The sequence below is a fragment of the Leuconostoc rapi genome, assembly GCF_016908715.1.
GTDB classification, from domain to species: Bacteria; Bacillota; Bacilli; order Lactobacillales; family Lactobacillaceae; genus Leuconostoc; species Leuconostoc rapi.
Genome location: NZ_JAFBEK010000001.1, coordinates 181,376 through 201,292 on the forward strand (window position 1 = coordinate 181,376; position 19,917 = coordinate 201,292).

Below are 19,917 nucleotides of genomic sequence, written 5' to 3' on the forward strand. Positions count from 1 at the left end.
ATGAAAACATTTTAGGTTTTTTGTACATACGAAACCGTGTGTATTGACAAGGGGGACAAATTTTCATGACCGAAACAAAGGAAGACAGCAATAAACCACCAAAACGTGGCTTACAAAATAGACACGTACAACTCATAGCTATTGGTGGTACCATTGGTACTGGTTTGTTTATGGGAGCGGGAAATTCGATACATTTTGCAGGACCTGCTATTTTATTAGTTTATTTAATTATTGGTTTATTTATGTTTGTAATGATGCGAACAATTGGTGAAATGTTGTACTCTGATCCAAAACAGCATACATTTATAACTTTTATTACCAGATATGCGGGAAATCGTGCAGGCTTTTTCGCACGTTGGTCGTACTGGTTAACAGTTGTGTTTATGGGTATGGCAGAATTAACGGCGGTGGCAAAATACATTCAGTATTGGATACCCAGTATGCCAGGTTGGTTAATACAAATTATCATGTTGGTGCTATTAACTTGTGTTAATTTAGTAGCTGTTGCACTATACGGTGAAACAGAATTTTGGTTTTCAATGATTAAAATCGTCGCTATTTTGGCATTAATAGTGACCGGAATTATGATGGCTGTCACAGGATTTAAAACCCCTGTTGGGGATGTCTCATTTAGCAACGTTTTCAATCATTTTTCCTTATTTCCAAATGGATTTGGGAATTTTATTAATGCATTTCAAATGGTTATGTTTGCTTTTGTGGGAATGGAATTTATTGGTATGACAGCTGCCGAAACGGAAAATCCACGCGAGGTCTTGCCAAAAGCAATCAATCAAATTCCTTGGCGTATATTGTTTTTCTATCTTGGCGCGCTGTTTATCATTATGACTATCTATCCTTGGCAGAAAATACCGGCTAATCAAAGTCCATTTGTGATGGTTTTTGAGTTAGTAGGGATTAAATGGGCAGCAGCATTGATTAATTTTGTTGTTTTAACAAGTGCGGCTTCAGCATTGAATTCAGTTTTGTTTAGCGCCAGTCGTAATTTTTATGCCTTGGCATTTCAGTCGAAAGCTCAGTTTTTACAACCTTTTCGCAAGATGTCGAAAACACAACTGCCCGTTAATGCTGTCTTATTTACATCATTAATGATTGCAATATCTGCAGTTATCTCAGTCGTTCCCGCTGTTACAAATGCATTTAGCTTTGTAACTAGTGCTTCGACAGATTTATTCTTGATGATTTACATTTTGGTGTTAATTGCTTATATTAACTACCGCAAATCAGATGATTATTTGACAGATGGTTTCTTAGTGATTGCGCCCAAGGTCGTTGTACCATTGGCAATCGTTTTCTTCATGTTTGTATATATTACGCTATTTTTCAATCCAGAATCACGTATACCAGCCATTGGATCCACAATTTGGCTAATTATTTTTGGCTTCATTGCTTCACGGCAACCAAAAAAAGCACTAAAATAAAAATATAAAGACTGTTTAATCTAAAAGATTGAACAGTCTTTATTGCTTATGTTACACTATAAATACTGTAAAAAAGGGGCGTGACGTATGCAAAAAAAAATTTTGAACATAGCTGTTGTTCATATCATGGTATTTTTGTTTTTCGTGTTTGTTTATATAACACCAACGCGCTTCACTTTTTTAAACTGGAATGTATTTTTGGCGCTGCTCCCTTTTGATTTTGCGCTCGTAGTAGCAGCAACCCAGTTAAAGTCTATTAAGGCAGTTTTTAGCGGGCTTTGGCTGTTGTTTTTTCCAAATACCATGTATATGATGACTGATTTTATTCATCTTTACGCTATTGGAACGGATCTCGATCAACCGACACAATATTTTAATTATGCGATTTTAGCAACAGGCATATTTATTGGTGTCGGGTTGGGTATCTTAAGTTTAGAAATAGAAACACGTACGATCTTTCAGAAACACACGCATCTGGTTTATTTCACGATCACGGCTATTGTGTCACTCTTATCGTCCTTTGGTATTTATCTCGGTCGTTATCTAAGATTAAATTCTTGGGATATATTTACCAACTTTGGTGAGGTAATTGAAAATATAATTTTCTCTATGAGCTTTCATATGATTGCTTTTGTGATTTTGTTTGCTGCAACACAATTTGCCGTTCTGGTTGTTTTTCATTATGGGATTCGCCTGATTAATAGCGATCAAAAAAGTGCTTGACAGTGACTACCGAATACGGTAGAATTATATATGTTGAACAAGTAGAAGCGCCCGCTTCTCGCCAAGTGACAATGTTTCTTGGCAGATACAGTTATCCGTAAGGATTGCAAGTGTTGAAGTGGGTGAAGATTAGGTTCTTTACCCACTTTTTTCTGCTTGATTCGCAAAATAAATTTGGAGGTGCCTGACAATAGCACGTCAACCACGACAAGTTGATTTAATCAACGATAATATTCGTGCACCTCGCGTATTGCTTATCCATGACGGTAAGCAAACAGAAATGTCTACGCGAGATGCACAACAAATTGCTAACGATTCAAACCAAGATTTAGTATTGGTGCAAGCTAACGCTGAACCACCAGTTGCTAAAATCATGGATTGGGGAAAAGCTAAGTTCGAAGCACAAAAGAAACAAAAAGAACAACGCAAAAACCAAAAAATCGTTCAACTTAAAGAAGTTCGTATGTCACCGGTCATTGATTCAGGCGATTTCGAAACGCGTAAGAAAGCTGCTATCAAGTTCCTTGGACAAGGGAATAAGGTTAAGCTTAACTTACGTTTCCGTGGTCGTATGATTACGCACCAAGACATCGGACGGCAAGTATTAGACCGTATGGCTGCAGAACTTGACGATATTGCCAAGGTTGAGCAACGTGCCAAAATGGACGGCCGCCAAATGTTTTTGGTCTTGGCACCTAAAGATGCCAAGTAATTAAAGGTTTATCAGTTTGTTTGCAAGCTTAAACAAAATCACACAGTAGGAGAATTAGTCACATGCCAAAGATGAAGACACACCGCGCATCAGCAAAGCGCTTTAAAAAGACAGCAAACGGTGGCTTGAAGTCAGCTTCAGCCTATACTTCACACCGTTTCCATGGTAAGACAAAGAAACAACGTCGCCAATTGCGTGGTACACGTATGATGGATTCAACGACTGTTAAAACATACGCTAAGATGTTGTCAAATATCTAATTCGCGTTGCGATAGTTCAGCTATCTATATTTTAGATTTGAAATTCAGTAAGTTATTTTTTAGAATTCTAGGAGGAATTACCCATGCGAGTTAAGGGTGGTACAGTTTCACGCGCACGTCGTAAAAAAATTGTTAAGTTGGCCAAGGGTTACCGTGGACAACGTCGTATTAATTTTAAGGTTGCTAAGCAACAAGTATGGAAGTCATACTTGTATGCCTACCGTGACCGTAAGAACACAAAGCGTAACTTTCGTAAGTTATGGATTGCTCGTATCAACGCAGCAGCCCGTATGAATGGTTTGTCATATTCAAAGTTGATGCATGGTTTGACACTTGCAGGTGTAGAGCTTAACCGTAAAATGTTAGCTGAAATTGCTGTAACTGATTTTGATACTTTTTCAAAGTTAGCTGACCAAGCGAAGGCTGCTTTAGCATCAGATAACGTCTTAGTACAAGAACGTGTTGCTGCAACGTTGGAAACAACTGTTAAAGTTGATCGTTAATATTTAAACTATAAAAAATGGTGATCGATTAATTCGATCACCATTTTTTTGTTATTGTAAACCACTTTGAGATTTACTACTAGCAACGAGTTTTAAATTATTAGCATCACCTGTCGGTGTGAAAACAATCGAGACCTTAGCACCACTGGTACTCTGCCAGATAGCGTATACTTGATCACTTGCTGTTAAATATGTCGGATTACCATAAGTTGCGCGTACTTCATCATATGTCACTGTTCCTATGGCAACGGCATTATATGTTGAAGCGGACCAATTGCCAAAGCTTGCAGGGGAAGCGCTTGAACTCGAACTGTCGGGTTGTTGAATCTGACTTGAAGAAGTTGCCTCAGAATTAGTATGAGATGAGGGCGTTGAGGCGCTACTTTCTACAGTGGTATTATCAGTAATTGGTGTCTGTGTAGCATCATTTGTGACTATGCTAATGGCTGATGACACGGCTGAACTGGCTGTCACGGGTGCTTCAGCAACACTAGTCGATTCACTGGCTGAAGTCGTTGATGAACTAGATTTAGACTGAGTTATCTTGGACTTAGCGTGTTTCGTTTTTGACGTGACAGTTGATTTACCTTGCTCATTCTTATGTGCTGATTGCTGGTTATGACCTACTATGGCAAAAATAGTAAATACTACGAGTATAACAACTAGAACAGCAATAACGATGTTACGTGCGCGATGCGACTTTTTAAATGGTTTACGTTGCATAATCATTATATATAGACAAACAGCATCTATACATTCCTTTCCTCACATAATGATAACAGAAAAGCGTCAAAGTGTGTTAAAATAGATATAATTACGTATCGAGACAAAAAATAGGACCACCTCAGCGTTTTAGAAACCAGTAGTGTCCGCTTGTTATATTTACGAAAAATGACGACTTATAATATAAGTTTATTTATAAAGGAAAAAACATGACAGATTTAAGTATTATTCCGTTTGGCGGCGTGCGCGAAAACGGTAAGAACATGTATGCCGTTACGGTGGCAGACGAAATTTTTATTTTTGATGCTGGATTAAAATATCCAGAAACGGACCAACTTGGGATCGATGTTGTTGTACCGGATTTTGAGTATTTCATTAAAAATAGTGATAAGATTGCGGGTGTCTTTTTAACACATGGGCACGCGGATGCAATAGGAGCGCTGCCTTACTTTCTCCAGCAAGTTCAAGCGCCTATTTTTGGTTCAGAATTGACAATTGAGCTAGCAAAATTAGCGATAAAAGAACAAGAAGCATTAAAAGATTATAAAGATTATCATATTATCAACGAAAAAACAGAAATTGATTTTGGAAAGGTAACGGTATCATTTTTTAATACCACGCATTCTATACCAGATTCATTGGGTATTGTGTTAGGAACACCTTATGGGCAAGTCGTCTATACTGGTGATTTTAAGTTTGACCAGACTTCAGATGCAGGTTACGAAACAGACATATCACGCTTGGTGGAAGTTGGACAAGGAAAAGTACTTGCCTTGTTAGCTGATGCCGCTGGAACAGGAAATGATTTAGATTCTGTTAATGAATCTAAGATTAGCGAGTATATCTTGGAGACTTTCCGAGAAAATAAACAAAAAAGAATCATTGTGGCAGCAGTTGCATCGAATATTCAGCGTATTCAACAAGTCATTGATGCTACTGTAGCCACAAAACGACAACTTGTTTTGTCTGGTAATGATATTGAAAATGTCGTTCGAACAGCTATTCGTCTGCGTAAACTTAATTTACCCATTCCTGAAAGTAAGTTATTTGTTAATTTGAAAAATGCTAAAAACTTGCCTATTTCAGAGACTGTCATCCTCGAAACTGGGCGAATGGGAGAACCAATTAAACATTTAAATCGTATGGCTAACGGAGAAGATCCGTATATTCACATTGGTGTAGATGATTTGGTATTTATTACAACAACGCCCTCAACAGCGATGGAGAGTGTTGTTGCTAAGACGCGTGATATGCTCTTCAAAAGAGGGGCAGATGTGAAACAAATAAGCAGCGATTTGCGTTCTAGTGGGCATGCATCACGTAATGATTTACAGATGATGATTAACCTGTTAAAGCCACAGTATTTCATGCCTGTTCAAGGTGAGTATCGCGTAATGACATCTGCCAAAGCAGCTGCTGAAGAAGTCCACATTTCAGAAGATCACATCATGATGGCTATGAAAGGTGATCAATTCAAATGGCTGAGTGATCATTTTGAATTGCAGGATTCCTTTACTGTCGGTGAAACACTGATTGATGGTGCAGGTATTGGTGATATTGGTAACGTTGTTTTGCGAGATCGCCGAATCTTATCAGAAGATGGTATTTTTGTCTCTGTTGTCACGATTGATCGCAAAAAACGACAAGTCGTTTCTAAGCCGAAATTGACATCACGCGGTTTTGTTTACGTCAAAGCAAATCGTGATTTGATGAAAGAAGCTTCTGAAATAACGGTTAAACAAATTGAAACATATCTCACGACAACTAAAAGCTTTGATTGGAACGAGCTAAAAAATGGGGTGCGCGAGGTCTTGTCACGCTTTTTGTTTGAGCAAACACGTCGGCGCCCTATGGTCATGCCTGTTGTCATGGAAGTGAATCAAAATCGGCGCCCTATGGCGCACAAATCTTTGCAGACACGTCCGCGTCAAGAGGTGAAAAATGAGAAGAGCACGCCAAACACAGCAAAATCATCTAAAAAGCGCGGTAAAAAGACGATTATAAAAGCTGCAGATTAACATTGAATTTAGGGGCAGTTTATCAAAAAATCAAGGTTTTTTATTATGGACCTAGGAAGGTAATGCGCTAATGTCTTGATTGTTTTGGCATTATCACAAATATTTTATGACCTCAGAAAATAATGTAACACCTGAAATACAAGCAATGATTACGCGAGCGCATACTGAAATGGCGCAAGAAAATTGGCATGATGCATCAGAAACATTAGGAGAATTATATAGTTCGGTAGCAACTTATGAGGTGAATTATCGCTTAGTAACAGCACTATTTATGGATGAACAATACCAGTTAGCATCATCTTATGCTGATGACTTTCTAATGAACTATCTGGAAGAAGAAAGCGATTTTCGCATGGTCGTTGCGCTAGCGGTTCAAAATCAAAGCTTTGTTTACGCACAACAATTAGCAATGCTTTGGGACGATCTAGGTACGAGGCAAACTGTACTTCAAGAAATACGGGATGCTGAAGTTCGCGCAGAATCAGCCATGTCAGCCACGTTTCAAACGATAGCACGCCAATTTTATCACTTGAGTGATTATAGTGTTATTGAGCAGCGGGATAGGTATGAATCGGCTAGGCATCTACCTGTGAATCAATTTGTCGTAGGCGCTAAATATTTATTAGTAGACCCCTATGCGACGCCTATTATTCGAGCTACCTTACTGGAAGATCTTCAAAAATTACGTCTATCAGAAGACGTTGTGTATCGCTGGTTAGATGATGAATTATATACAATTAAGTTGAATAATTTACCAATACTGACAAATCTAAAAATTTTTGAAGATATTGCTGATTTACTAGATGAAAAACTAGGACATGATGATCCCATTGCAATGGACATGTTGGCACAACAGGTTCGATTTGAATTAACCTTGCTCTACCCACGTGTAGAAGAGGTTGTGACAGATCCCGAGAGCTGGGTTGAATCGAGCATTGATCGCTACTATCAACGTTCAAACCTGACCGAAATGGCGACACAAAAAAAATGGCATCAAAAAGTTAGAAAACTGACTGAGAATTTTTTTGAAAATTAGTCTATAAAACGGTTTACATTTTCTTAATAATTCGGTATAATAATTTTTGGCTTCAAGAGCCAGAAAAACGCAATTAACTGTTGTCTTTTAATGGCTTGCGTTGTAAAATAAATATATAAACATTTTTCAGTAATCTGTAAAATGAATTTTGGAGGAAACTACATTGGCTAAGGAAACTTACGTTCGCACTAAGCCCCACGTTAATATCGGTACTATTGGACACGTCGATCACGGAAAGACGACTTTGACAGCCGCAATCTCAAAGGTATTGGCTGAAAAGCAAGGTATCGTAGCTACTGATTTTGCTGAAATCGATAATGCACCTGAAGAAAAAGAACGTGGTATCACGATCAACACTTCGCACATCGAATATGAAACAGAAGCACGTCATTACGCTCATATCGACGCCCCTGGCCACGCCGATTATGTTAAAAACATGATCACTGGTGCTGCACAAATGGATGGTGCCATCTTAGTTGTTGCTGCAACTGATGGTCCTATGCCACAAACACGTGAACATATCTTGTTGGCGCGTCAAGTTGGTGTTGACTATCTTGTTGTGTTCTTGAACAAGACTGATTTAGTTGATGATGAAGAATTAGTTGAATTGGTTGAAATGGAAGTTCGTGAATTGTTGTCAGAATATGACTTCCCAGGTGACGATATTCCAGTTCTTAAGGGTTCAGCTTTGAAGGCCCTTGAAGGTGACCCTGAACAAGTTAAGGTTATCGAAGAATTAATGGATACTGTTGATTCATACATTCCAGAACCAAAGCGTGAAACTGACAAGCCATTCTTGATGCCTGTCGAAGATGTATTCACAATTACTGGTCGTGGTACAGTTGCATCTGGTCGTGTTGACCGTGGTGTATTGACTACTGGAACAGAAGTTGAAATTGTTGGTTTGAAAGAAGCTATTCAAAAGACTACTGTTACTGGTATCGAAATGTTCCGTAAGACATTAGAAGAAGCACAAGCTGGTGATAATATCGGTGCACTTCTACGTGGTGTTGATCGTAACGAAATCGAACGTGGTCAAGTTTTGGCAAAGCCAGGTTCAATTAAGACACATAAGAAGTTTAAGGCTGAAGTCTATGTCCTTTCTAAGGAAGAAGGCGGACGTCATACACCATTCTTTACTAACTACCGTCCACAATTCTACTTCCACACAACTGATGTTACAGGTGTTGTTGAATTGCCAGCAGGTGTAGAAATGGTTATGCCTGGTGATCAAGTGACATTCGAAATCGAATTGATCTCACCAGTCGCTATTGAACAAGGATTGAAGTTTACTGTTCGTGAAGGTGGCCATACTGTTGGTGCCGGAACTGTTACAGAAATCGAAGATTAATTCATAATTATTTTCATGAAAACACGCAAACGCGTGTTTTTTTATTGTTTAATTATAATTAAAAACGCATGGTCAACACCATGCGTTAATTATATTTTATTTTAGATTTGATTTTTCATCTGTGTCACGCCCCAACGCAGAAGCACGTGCTTCATCAGTTGTGTCATCACTAGGTAATGAAATGAGGTCGTCGAAAGAATTTACAAGTTGTTCTTCGCGATTAACAATTTTTGCCATATACTGTCTCCTTTAGTTCAGTATAGCGCAATTTATATGCAATTATATACACTTATTCAAAAAATAAATGTATATAATATGCATAAGATAGAAATTAATGTATACTTAAAGATAGATATAAAAGGGAGCAATAGAATAATGACTGAATTATTGACTGTAAGCAACTTAAAAAAACAATATGGCACTAAACTTATCTTTGATCACGTTAATGCGCAAGTAAAGCAAGGCGAGGTCGTTGCTATATTAGGACCTTCAGGCGCTGGAAAATCTACTTTTTTGCGAACAATTAATTTACTAGATGCGCCAACTAGTGGTCAGGTTATATTTGAAGGTAATGAGCTAACAAATCTGGGTGAGAAGCAGTTAGATACTTTACGCGAAAAAATGGGCATGGTGTTTCAAAGCTTTAATCTATTCCCTAATTTGTCTGTCATTGAAAATGTGAAATTAGCACCTATGAAGGTCAAAAAAGTATCCAATAGTGATGCTACTGAATTGGCAAAAAAATTGTTAACACAAGTTGGTTTGTCTGATAAATATGATTTTTACCCATCCAGCTTATCAGGTGGACAGCAACAGCGTGTTGCAATAGCAAGAGCGCTAGCTATGTCACCTGATGTCTTACTGTTTGATGAACCAACAAGTGCGTTGGATCCAGAAATGGTTGGTGAAGTGTTAAGTGTTATGAAAAAATTAGCAGAAGATGGCATGACAATGTTGGTTGTTACACATGAAATGGGTTTTGCACGTGAAGTGGCTGATACAATTTGGTTTATGGCTGATGGCGGTGTGCAAGAAATTTCAAAACCTGAAGACTTTTTTACGTCACCAAAAACGGACCGCGCAAAAGACTTTTTGAATAAAATACTGTAATATTTAAATCTCGTGCGAATAAGTTCGGGATTTTTTGTTACGATAAAGGTATGGAAAATATTAATTTAGAGAAAAAACATGCGGCGAAGGCGGCAGCACAGCTAATCAAAAACGGTATGACGGTTGGTTTAGGAACTGGATCAACAGTTAACTATTTTTTGGATGCGCTTGCAAATCGTATAAGTCAAGAAAATCTGAAAATTATTGGGGTAACAACATCTTTTAAAACAGCTGGTAGAGCGAAATCACTTGGTATCACAATCATTGATATTGATGATGCACCGATGATTGATTTAACAGTGGATGGTGCAGATGAAGTAGATTGCCATATGAATGGCATTAAGGGGGGTGGTGCAGCCTTTTTAATGGAAAAAATTGTTGCTCATAATTCAAACCGTGTTGTTTGGATAGTGGACAGTCAGAAGTTACATGAACAATTGGGAAGTTTTCCCCTACCAGTAGAAATTGTACCTTTTGGTAGTGGTAAATTAATAACTGATTTTAAGAAACATCATTTACACCCAGTGTTAAGACAACGAGATGGAAAAACAATTGTTACGGATATGGGACATTTTATCGTTGATTTGGTATTAAATAAAATTGATCAACCTTATCAATTGGGGCAGTATTTAGATGGGAAGATTGGCGTAGTTGAGCACGGCTTATTTTTAGATATTGTAGATGAAATTATTATCGGTACTTCTGCTGGTGTAAGACAATTAAAACGTGATACGTTACAGAAATAAATGTAACTTATTTTAAAAGCGCTTACATTTCTTAATAAGAAGCGGTATAATAGATTTGTAATAAGATAAGTGAAGGAGCGTGTCGCGCAGATCGCGCAACATAACAAATAATATGGCATACAAAAATATTTTGGTAGCAGTGGATGGATCAAAAGTATCAAACTTGTTGATCAAACGCGTGCATGAATTTGCACCTGAAGCACATATGGATATTTTGATTGTTGTAGATACGAGCGGTGGTTATTTTGGGACTGTCGTTATGAATGCGGATATTGTTTATCAGATGGAGCAAGACGCTGAAGATATGATTAATAAAGCATACACTTATGCAAAGTCTCTGGGTCACGCTAATACGGATATTCATGTGCGTTTTGGAACACCTAAGCAAGTAATTGCGCGTGACTTCCCAAGGGACCATAAAAATGATTTGATTGTAGTTGGGGAAACTGGTCTGAGTCGCCTACAACGTGCAATGGCGGGTACTGTGCCATCGTTTGTCACACAAACGTCAGCCGTTGATGTATTAATCATGCGAACATCAGAAAAATAGTTTGTGCAATAAAAAGAGATGTTAAACTAAGCTCAAAGATTGAGGGAGTGTTTAACATCTCTTTTATATGATGTCGGTTACGTTATTTAGCTTCTTTTAAAATTTTCATGCTGATAATTTTGACGGGTTTGACTGGGGTCGAACCTTCGCCACTGTTTTTTACGTTGGCCGTTGCAATTTTATCAACAGTTGCCATGCCAGAAGTTACTTGACCAAATACAGTATAGTTACCATCAAGTGAGGGATTACCGCCATTTTTATAAGCATCAGCTATTTTTTTAGGATAATTGTTTGCATCTAATTGTTTAGTTTGATTTTTTGCATTTTGGTTAATAAAAAACTGTGATCCGTTAGTATTTGGACCAGCATTAGCCATTGTCAGTGCACCACGTATGTTATAGAGTGACGAACTTATTTCGTCTTTAAAACCATGGCCACTATCGATACTGTCGTTTTTATCGTACCATATTGAGTGCCCACCACTACCATTACCCTTAGGATCGCCGCCTTGAATCATGAAGTCAGCAATAACACGGTGGAATACTGTGTTATTGTAATAATTTTGCCTTGCATGTGTTAAAAAGTTTTCGACAGCTAATGGCGCATACTGGTTAAATAATTTAACCGTTATGTCGCCATCTGTTGTTTTGATTTCAACTTCACTTTCATTAGATGCCACTTGGGCCTCTAATTGAGGCAAGGCGACTTTGTCTAAATTAGGATCTTTTTTTGTTTGAGACGATGTGCCAACGCTAGCATTATTTGTTGGTGTTTCGGCAGCGTGTGATGTTAATAGGACAATAGCAATTATAAGGACCACTAGCACCGCACCCATAGCTATAAGTATCATCTGTTGTTTTTTCTTATTCATGTTGTCATCCTTTAAACTCTTTCGATGAGATAGATCTGTGTTTTATCCGTTTTATAGGTTGCTTGTTTAAAATCGGCTGTTAATAAGCTTTGGCAGTAGTCTAACCAGGTTTTAGGGACGACATTGAATTTAATAATTAATAGACCCCCGTGTGTTAAACGAGGGATAACACGGTCAATTTGGTCGAGATAATCATCTGGTCGATCATGGTTATTTTCAGAATCGCTAGAATAATCAAATACGGCAATACTTGCTTGATCTTGAAGGCCAAGTTCAGCAACAAATTGACGGTCTATTGTTTTACCTAGTAAAGTGACACGTTCTGATAGGCCACTCATAAAAAGTGAAGCCGCTGTTGCGTTAGCATTGTCTTTTGTTGTTGTATAACTTAATACACGACCAGTGCTACCAACACGTGTTGCTAAAAAGCGTGTATTAATGCCATTGGCGGTTGTACCGTCCACAACGGTGTCGCCCACGTGGACAGCTTGTTCAATTAGCTGGTGAATAAAGGTTTGTGTTGTAGGAATCATGTATGTTCTCCAATATTAAAAATGTAGCGGGATAACATAAGTAGACTATATCCCAGGGCTAAACCGGCTAAAATGTCACTAGGGTAGTGCACATTAATGTAAATACGGCTGATGGGGATAATCACGATTAGACTGAGAAAAAGAAGTTGCATGATGTTTTTAAGCCAAGTATTTTTGATATAAAGTCGAATTAAAATAATGAGTGTGCCATAGAGCAATATAGATACCATGGTATGCCCAGACGGAAAACTGTAACCATGCTCGGGAATCAATTGTGTTACCGGTCGTGGATTTTTAATGATATGTTTGACTAATTGTGTGATAAAGCCAGCAGAAATAATAATATTTACGACTAAAAAAAGAAACAGACGGTATTGACGTTGGAAAAGAAGGAACAGTGATAGTAAAAGCGTTACAAGTGATGTAAACGTCACACTGCCAAGCTGTGTGACGTGGGTAAAGAAAGTATCTGCGATAGGTGAACGATTTTGGATTAATTGTTGACCAAAATGATTTACTTCTGAAACCCATTCTGACTGCAAAAAAACACCAGTGGCAAGTCCTAAAAAAATAATGAAGCCAAGGGTGACACATAAAAGTTGTAGTTTTTGTTTATTGCGCATAATATATAGTATACCTGATTTTAATAAAACGTGATATAATTAGGTCATTATATTTAGCAGTAGTACACGGTGAGGGGCATTAGAAAATAAACGGTAATGCAAGTTTATCAATCAACCCGTGGAACTCGGCGAAATTGTTTGAAAGTGAAATCAGAGTAGTTTTCGACGTGTTGTCGCGTTAAGACAGATGAGACGTATTTTTGGTACGTGAACATAGGTGGTACCGCGATAATTCGCCCTATGTCATGCTTTTAGTGTGACATAGAGCGAACTTTTTTAGTTTTAATTATCAAAATAATGAGGAGGAAGTGTTGTTGAGATCACGCAATTTATGATCATGATAGCACGAAAGATAAGCATGGCCTACGAACATCAAAAAATTGAAACAAAATGGCAAAAGTATTGGGATGAACATCAGACATTTTTAACTAGTGACGATACAAGCAAGCCGAAGTATTATGCAATGGATATGTTTCCATATCCATCCGGGCAGGGTTTACATGTCGGGCATCCTGAAGGTTACACAGCGACTGATATCATGAGCCGATTTAAACGAACACAAGGATTTAATGTGCTTCACCCAATGGGGTGGGATGCTTTTGGTTTGCCAGCAGAACAATATGCTTTAAAAACGGGACACAATCCTGCTGACTTCACAAGTCAAAACGTCGCACATTTTCGTGAACAAATTAAATCTTTGGGTCTTTCGTATGATTGGAATCGTGAAATAAATACGACCGATCCCAAATTTTATAAATGGACGCAATGGATTTTTGAAAAATTGTACGAAAAAGGCTTAGCTTATGAGTCAAATATGATGGTCAATTGGGACCCAATTGATCGCGTTGTCTTGGCTAATGAGGAAGTTATTGATGGTAAGTCGGAGCGTTCAGGTAATAAAGTTGAACGTAAGGCTTTACGTCAATGGGTCTTAAAAATAACAGCTTACGCAGATCGCTTGGTTGATGATTTAGATGATTTAGATTGGCCAGAAGCGATCAAAGAACAACAACGGCATTGGATCGGTCGTTCAAAAGGCGCTGCAGTGTTTTTCAATATTGCCGATACCGATAAGCGAATTGAAGTCTACACAACGCGACCTGATACATTATTTGGTGCGTCATATATGGTTTTAGCACCAGAACACACTTTAGTTGATGATATTGTGACTGATGCTCAAAAACAAGTTGTAGCAGATTATCGTGCGACAATCGCAGCTAAATCTGATTTGGAACGTACAGATTTAAATAAAGATAAAACGGGTGTTTTCACAGGTGCATATGGTATTAATCCAATTAATGGTGAAAAGTTGCCAATATGGATTGCTGACTATGTTTTAGCATCATATGGTACCGGTGCGATTATGGCAGTTCCTGCACACGATGCACGCGACTTTGATTTTGCGAAAAAATTTGATTTGAACATTAAACCAGTGATTGCTGGTGGAGATGTCACCCAAGAAGCTTATACTGGTGATGGGACACATATTAACTCTGGTTTCTTAGATGGTTTAGATAAAGCTTCAGCCATTGATCAAACAATAGCATGGTTGGCGTCGCATGAAGCTGGACATGCCCAGACTAACTTCCGTTTACGTGATTGGATTTTTTCACGTCAACGTTATTGGGGTGAACCCATTCCAGTCATTCATTGGGAAGATGGGACAACTTCTTTGATTCCTGAAAAAGAATTACCTCTCTTATTGCCACGTGCAACAGAGCTAAGACCATCAGGTAGTGGAGAATCACCACTTGCTAACTTGACTGATTGGCTGGAAGTGACACGTGAAGATGGTGTTAAGGGTCGCCGTGAAACGAATACAATGCCACAGTGGGCTGGTTCATCATGGTATTTCTTGCGTTATATTGACCCCAACAATGATGTTGCATTAGCAGATTCAGACAAACTAAAGTATTGGATGAATGTTGACCTGTACGTTGGCGGTGCAGAACATGCTGTGTTACACTTATTGTACGCTCGTTTTTGGCATAAATTTTTATATGATTTGGGTGTTGTACCAACAAAAGAACCATTCCAAAAGTTAGTCAATCAAGGAATGATTTTAGGCGCAAACCACGAAAAAATGTCAAAATCAAAGGGTAACGTTGTTAATCCAGATGATATTGTTACAGCTTTTGGTGCAGATACGTTGCGCGTTTATGAAATGTTTATGGGACCCCTAACACAAAATAAACCATGGTCTGAAGAAGGCATCACAGGATCACGGCGTTGGCTTGATCGTGTCTGGCGTTTGTTAATTGACGATGACGAACGTCTACGTGACCATGTGACAACTTATAATCCAGGTGACTTAGATAAAATTTATAATCAAACAGTTAAAAAAGTGACTGAGGATTTGGAAAACATGCGCTTTAATACCGCCATTTCTCAAATGATGGTGTTTATCAATGAAGCCTATAAATCAGATGCGTTACCACTTGCTTACATGAATGGTTTTATCCAATTATTGGCACCATTCGCACCGCATTTAGCTGAAGAATTGTGGGTTCGTCTGGGAAATGAGGCATCAATTTCATATGTTACTTGGCCAACGTACGATCAATCGCAACTTGTTGATGATACTGTTGAAATTATATTCCAAGTCAATGGTAAGGTACGTGGTAAGGCAACTGTTGCACGTGATATTGATCAAGATAGCATGATGGCTGCTGCGAAATTAGATGATAATGTTCAGAATTTTATTGCTGGAAAAACAATTCGCAAAATTATTGCAATTCCAGGAAAATTTGTCAATATTGTTGTTGGTTAAAATTAATCTTTAAAGGACTAATAAGCTGGTGTATGCCAGCGTACATAAAGTAAGAGGAGTACACAAATGGCGGGTGAACAACATCCAGATGATCTGAAAATGCGTGGTCAACATGTTGACAAAATTAATGTTGACGGTCAAATATTAAGTGCAGATGAAATATTAGCACGAGCGCACCAACGCGTACAACAGAAACAACAAGTGCAATCAGGGCACGGTGGTGCCCAACAACCAAATGATCATGAAATTGCGGCGATTAAAGCCAAAAATGAAGCGTCTCGTCAAAAAATAGGTCAGAAAAAACCAAACTTAAAGGCGACAGCAATAACGGACCCGGTTGCAACAGCCGCGATACCAAAAAATGTGACTTCATCTGAACCAGTGAAAAATGATACACAAGCAACGTTAGTCAAAGGTTCTGCCTGGTTATCAGCTGGTAACATGTTATCGCGCATTTTAGGGGCTGTTTATATTGTGCCTTGGATGGCATTATTAGGATCTAACTCCAATCGTGCCAATGGTTTATTTACGCAAGGGTACACGATATATGCTATATTTTTAGCTATTGCTACATTTGGTGTCCCTTCGGCAATCTCAAAATTAGTGGCCGAGTATAATGCACGTCAAAATGTTTATCAATCGCGCCAGTTAATCCGTCAATCAATGTGGTTAGGTATATTTTTAGGCATTGTATTTGGTTCTGCTATTTACCTACTTACGCCAGTGCTTTCCATGGGCAATGCTAATTTTGTACCTGTTTTGCATTCCTTAGCACCAGCAGTGGCAATTTTTCCAGTCATGTCAATGCTTCGTGGTGTGTTTCAAGGTTATCAATTGATGAGTATTTCAGCTTTATCTCAAGTTGTGGAGCAAATTGCACGTGTTATTTATATGCTGGTAACTGCAGTTATTATTTTAAAAGCAAATCCGGGTAATTGGAGTGCGGTCGTTGTGCAATCGACTTTTGCTGCGTTTATTGGTGCAATATTTAGTATGTTGGTACTTGTCTGGGGTTGGTTAAGGTACCGTCATGTCTTTCTATCAAGTACTTTGTCACAAGTTGTTCCTGAGGAAAAGACGCCAACACTACGTCTGATTTTTAACATTCTGAAAGAATCATGGCCATTTATTATCATTGGTTCAGCTATCACGCTGTTCCAATTAGTTGATCAATATACTTATTTTGATATCATGGCACATTTTTTTGCGAATACGAATACACAATTACAAACACAATTTGCATTATTTAGTGCTAATCCGAATAAATTAATCATGATTATTGTGCCGTTTTCAACGAGTATAGCGGCAACAATCTTACCTATGTTGTCAGGCAACAAAGCAACACTGACGCGTGAAAATATTCAAGAGCAATTGAAGCAAGTAATTAAATTGTTTGCGTTGGTTATGTTGCCAAGTACACTGGGTATGTTTGCCATTGCTGGACCGCTTTATAAAATGTTTTATCCAATTGACGTGTCAAACCAGGAAGGTATTTACCTATTACAATATTCAACAATACTAGCAATCGTTTTTAGTTTATTTATGCTCTTAGCGTTTGTTTTACAGGCTTTATCAGAGGTATCAATTGTTATTAAAGCTTTCGTATTTGGTATGCTCGTGAAAATTGCTTTACAGGTGCCACTTGTTCGTTATTTTGAAGGGATGGGTGCTTTAATGGCTAGCATGGTTGGTATGGCAATAGCAATTGCGTACATGTTAGACTTCTTAAAAAAAGTCTATGGCGTATCGCTTATATCAGTTGAGAAGGAACTATGGCAGTTGTTTATTGGTGCTGCGATTATGGCGATTATAGCTTACTTCGTTGTATTCCTATTGGGTAATTTCGTCTTTCCGGTCGATACAAAAATATCTGTTACGATTACATCGTTACTTAGTGCTGGATTGGGTGGTATCGTTGTGATCTTGCTATACTTACGTATGGGCTTTGGGGATGACTTATTAGGTAGCAAAATAAGTTATATTCCACAAAAATTACGGCCAAAGCGATGATTATCATCGCTTTTTTTATGTCATTTTAAACTAAGTAGATAAAGAATGGTTAATAGGGTATGCTTATTTCCAAAGTTGGTGTATGCTAAAAATAAGTTTTGCGCTAAATGGAGACGTAGATATGACAAATCAAGATACCCAAATAATATTGAATCCAGAACTTGTAAATCAGCTCGATAAAAAAATTTTATACTTAAAACAATTACAATTAGCGATTACAACTAATCAATCGTTACAGGTTTATCAATTACTTGATTCAAAAAAATTTGAACAGTTGAATTTAAAAAACAGTGATTTGATTACTGAAAACCAATCTGCTCTTTTGATTTCGGATATGCAACAAGATCTTGCTGCATATTTAGCACCTGAGTTATTGCATTTTATGGTGACACAATTTGATTTTTTGACATATGAGGCTGTGGTAGATGAACCAGAGAACTACCGTATCTATATTGGTGATTGGTGGCATCATCGTCAATTGGGTACACTAAATATACTTTCAGTCACGCTAACAGTAGATGATGACTTGGTAGCAGAATTAGTAACCACGGCTGAACTAACTGAAGGAGACACACTTAATCAGCAAAAAATTGCCGAATTAACTCAAATTGTAACAGGTTTGAAGACGTTTTTAGCTGACGATACAAAACGCTCACTCGAGCTTAAAGTCATCGAAGATCAATTAGAAGAAATTACAGCAAACAAATCAGGACTATTTGGTCGCGTCGATAAAACGACAAGAGAGGCACTAACTAAAAAACGTGACTTGTTAGTGGCGACACAGAAAAGAGTGCCAGAAGTCCAACAAAAATTGATTGACCAACGGGAAGAATTATTAGTACTCGAAAAAGAAGATGCATTGCGTCATCTGGAATTACAAGCCATTTTAAAACAGTATGCAGATGTAACTAATTTTACAGCAGAGTTAGATCATATATATGTCACGTATATGACACAATTAGGTCAAAAATAACGTATGAATGATTTTAATATACAAAACTATAGCGAACAATTAAAAAAAGATTTGACTTTATTTGAGCGATGGCACGCGCTGATTAAGGCGTTGGATCAAACACAAAGTATGTCAGAATTACTAGATATTTTGCAAAAAATTTTAGATTTTGATAGTCATCAGTCTCAGATGGTTCGTATTGCAAATGATTACTGGTTTCCAAGTACACATTGGGTTACTGTGGCATTTGCAAAATGTGCAGCTTGGGCCTCTCTATCACAAACTGATATGGCTCTACCCAATGGTCAAAAGGTAGCTGAATTGCATTTTTCAGAGTGGCCAAATGCCACGTTTCGCTTTATGAAGGCGCCTCTTGCTGCGGGTGGCTATTATTTAGAAGAAACAGCACAAAATTTAAGAGTGCTCTATTGGGATATCAAGCGGAAGCGTTTCTACCTCGACACCCAACAATTTGCTAAACTTGTGCAAACAGAGGCCATTCAATTAGCAGGTGTTCATGCCTTAGCTACTTTTCAAAAACGATTAACTGCAATTGCTACACAATTGTCAGAAGAATCTTATGATTTGGTGCTGCCAGGGTTGTCACAATTAGAACAAATGCACTTAAAGATGGTTCAAGAAGGTTTACCAACAAGTATTTTGGATAGCTTGTTTGTTAATGCAGCTAAACAACAATTTATTTTAAAGCGCATAAGAGATGACGCAACTGGCGTTGAAATTGAAGTTGGTGATATAGAGTTACAATTAACGCAACACCCCACAAATAATGGCCATGAACAGTGGACATATGATATTATAGATAGTAACAAAGAAGTTACCATCTATACTTTATTTCAGCAGTTACCATTTTTTTATCAATGGTATGATGACCACTTCACAATAGTTGGTTTAAAGGATAAGCGAGAGGTCTTTGTTGATTAGGTGCCTGACAACATCTAATGAACACACAAAATGTCGAAAAATTAA

The 19,917-nt window shown here is 37.9% G+C and carries 20 protein-coding genes and 1 other annotated feature; of the genes, 15 read left to right on the forward strand and 5 right to left on the reverse strand.

What is annotated here, in order from left to right; translation table 11 throughout:
- Positions 1–65 precede the first annotated feature (65 nt).
- The 5 genes from JOD28_RS00840 to rplT all read left to right on the forward strand — a co-directional run bounded on the left by JOD28_RS00840 (position 66) and on the right by rplT (position 3,637).
- Complete coding sequence (locus JOD28_RS00840; protein ID WP_204769031.1) at positions 66–1,439, forward strand: amino acid permease; 1,374 nt, start codon at positions 66–68, stop codon at positions 1,437–1,439.
- Positions 1,440–1,526: 87 nt separating this feature from the next.
- Complete coding sequence (locus JOD28_RS00845; protein WP_204769032.1) at positions 1,527–2,162, forward strand: DUF1361 domain-containing protein; 636 nt, start codon at positions 1,527–1,529, stop codon at positions 2,160–2,162.
- A gap of 33 nt (positions 2,163–2,195) precedes the next feature.
- Positions 2,196–2,320 (forward strand) — a sequence feature (ribosomal protein L20 leader region).
- 14 nt (positions 2,321–2,334) lie between these two features.
- Positions 2,335–2,874, forward strand: coding sequence for a translation initiation factor IF-3 (gene infC / locus JOD28_RS00850; protein WP_220730313.1), 540 nt, complete (start codon positions 2,335–2,337; stop codon positions 2,872–2,874).
- A 62-nt stretch (positions 2,875–2,936) separates the two neighbouring features.
- The gene (rpmI, locus tag JOD28_RS00855) at positions 2,937–3,134 is read left to right on the forward strand and encodes a 50S ribosomal protein L35 (protein WP_004900365.1); all 198 of its coding nucleotides are present in this window, start codon (positions 2,937–2,939) and stop codon (positions 3,132–3,134) included.
- An 83-nt stretch (positions 3,135–3,217) separates the two neighbouring features.
- Positions 3,218–3,637: a 50S ribosomal protein L20 gene (gene rplT, locus JOD28_RS00860; RefSeq protein ID WP_204769033.1), complete on the forward strand. Its 420-nt coding sequence runs from the start codon at positions 3,218–3,220 to the stop codon at positions 3,635–3,637.
- A gap of 51 nt (positions 3,638–3,688) precedes the next feature.
- Here the strand turns inward: rplT and JOD28_RS00865 are convergent, their stop codons facing one another.
- The gene (locus tag JOD28_RS00865; protein ID WP_204769034.1) at positions 3,689–4,360 is read right to left on the reverse strand and encodes a hypothetical protein; all 672 of its coding nucleotides are present in this window, start codon (positions 4,358–4,360) and stop codon (positions 3,689–3,691) included.
- A gap of 209 nt (positions 4,361–4,569) precedes the next feature.
- On the opposite strand from JOD28_RS00865, the gene JOD28_RS00870 reads away from it, so the two are divergent.
- The 3 genes from JOD28_RS00870 to tuf all read left to right on the forward strand — a co-directional run bounded on the left by JOD28_RS00870 (position 4,570) and on the right by tuf (position 8,765).
- A complete protein-coding gene (locus tag JOD28_RS00870) occupies positions 4,570–6,378 on the forward strand; it encodes a ribonuclease J (protein ID WP_204769035.1) in 1,809 nt (602 codons plus the stop codon).
- Between the two features lie 106 nt (positions 6,379–6,484).
- Positions 6,485–7,414 (forward strand): type I restriction endonuclease subunit R, encoded by a 930-nt coding sequence (locus tag JOD28_RS00875; protein WP_204769036.1) that lies wholly within the window; start codon positions 6,485–6,487, stop codon positions 7,412–7,414.
- 163 nt (positions 7,415–7,577) lie between these two features.
- Entirely contained in the window at positions 7,578–8,765 is a 1,188-nt protein-coding gene (gene tuf / locus JOD28_RS00880; protein WP_013102558.1) for an elongation factor Tu, read from the forward strand.
- A 96-nt stretch (positions 8,766–8,861) separates the two neighbouring features.
- On the opposite strand, the gene JOD28_RS00885 is transcribed toward tuf, so the two are convergent.
- On the reverse strand, positions 8,862–9,002 hold the full coding sequence (locus JOD28_RS00885) for a hypothetical protein (protein WP_204769037.1): 141 nt from the start codon (positions 9,000–9,002) through the stop codon (positions 8,862–8,864).
- Between the two features lie 138 nt (positions 9,003–9,140).
- Here JOD28_RS00885 and JOD28_RS00890 point away from each other — a divergent pair, with 138 nt between their 5' ends.
- The 3 genes from JOD28_RS00890 (at position 9,141) to JOD28_RS00900 (ending at position 11,171) form a co-directional block, all read left to right on the forward strand.
- Positions 9,141–9,875, forward strand: a complete 735-nt coding sequence (locus JOD28_RS00890) for an amino acid ABC transporter ATP-binding protein (RefSeq protein WP_239531010.1) — start codon at positions 9,141–9,143, stop codon at positions 9,873–9,875.
- Positions 9,876–9,925: 50 nt separating this feature from the next.
- Positions 9,926–10,621, forward strand: coding sequence for a ribose-5-phosphate isomerase RpiA (gene rpiA, locus JOD28_RS00895; RefSeq protein ID WP_204769038.1), 696 nt, complete (start codon positions 9,926–9,928; stop codon positions 10,619–10,621).
- A 112-nt stretch (positions 10,622–10,733) separates the two neighbouring features.
- Positions 10,734–11,171, forward strand: a complete 438-nt coding sequence (locus tag JOD28_RS00900; RefSeq protein ID WP_204769039.1) for a universal stress protein — start codon at positions 10,734–10,736, stop codon at positions 11,169–11,171.
- Between the two features lie 82 nt (positions 11,172–11,253).
- On the opposite strand, the gene JOD28_RS00905 is transcribed toward JOD28_RS00900, so the two are convergent.
- The 3 genes from JOD28_RS00905 to JOD28_RS00915 are packed head-to-tail and all read right to left on the reverse strand — an operon-like array spanning position 11,254 to position 13,198.
- Positions 11,254–12,042 (reverse strand): peptidylprolyl isomerase, encoded by a 789-nt coding sequence (locus tag JOD28_RS00905; RefSeq protein WP_204769040.1) that lies wholly within the window; start codon positions 12,040–12,042, stop codon positions 11,254–11,256.
- A gap of 11 nt (positions 12,043–12,053) precedes the next feature.
- Entirely contained in the window at positions 12,054–12,575 is a 522-nt protein-coding gene (locus JOD28_RS00910) for an SAM-dependent methyltransferase (protein ID WP_204769041.1), read from the reverse strand.
- Entirely contained in the window at positions 12,572–13,198 is a 627-nt protein-coding gene (locus JOD28_RS00915) for a phosphatase PAP2 family protein (RefSeq protein ID WP_204769042.1), read from the reverse strand. Before JOD28_RS00915 ends, JOD28_RS00910 begins: the two co-directional genes overlap by 4 nt.
- Positions 13,199–13,556: 358 nt before the next feature.
- Between JOD28_RS00915 and leuS the strand changes: the two genes are divergently transcribed.
- The 4 genes from leuS (at position 13,557) to JOD28_RS00935 (ending at position 19,872) form a co-directional block, all read left to right on the forward strand.
- Positions 13,557–15,968 (forward strand): leucine--tRNA ligase, encoded by a 2,412-nt coding sequence (gene leuS / locus JOD28_RS00920; protein ID WP_204769043.1) that lies wholly within the window; start codon positions 13,557–13,559, stop codon positions 15,966–15,968.
- A gap of 66 nt (positions 15,969–16,034) precedes the next feature.
- Positions 16,035–17,978 (forward strand): putative polysaccharide biosynthesis protein, encoded by a 1,944-nt coding sequence (locus JOD28_RS00925; RefSeq protein WP_204769044.1) that lies wholly within the window; start codon positions 16,035–16,037, stop codon positions 17,976–17,978.
- Between the two features lie 121 nt (positions 17,979–18,099).
- Positions 18,100–18,951: a hydrolase gene (locus JOD28_RS00930; protein ID WP_204769045.1), complete on the forward strand. Its 852-nt coding sequence runs from the start codon at positions 18,100–18,102 to the stop codon at positions 18,949–18,951.
- Between the two features lie 3 nt (positions 18,952–18,954).
- The gene (locus JOD28_RS00935) at positions 18,955–19,872 is read left to right on the forward strand and encodes a hypothetical protein (RefSeq protein ID WP_204769046.1); all 918 of its coding nucleotides are present in this window, start codon (positions 18,955–18,957) and stop codon (positions 19,870–19,872) included.
- Positions 19,873–19,917: the final 45 nt, after the last annotated feature.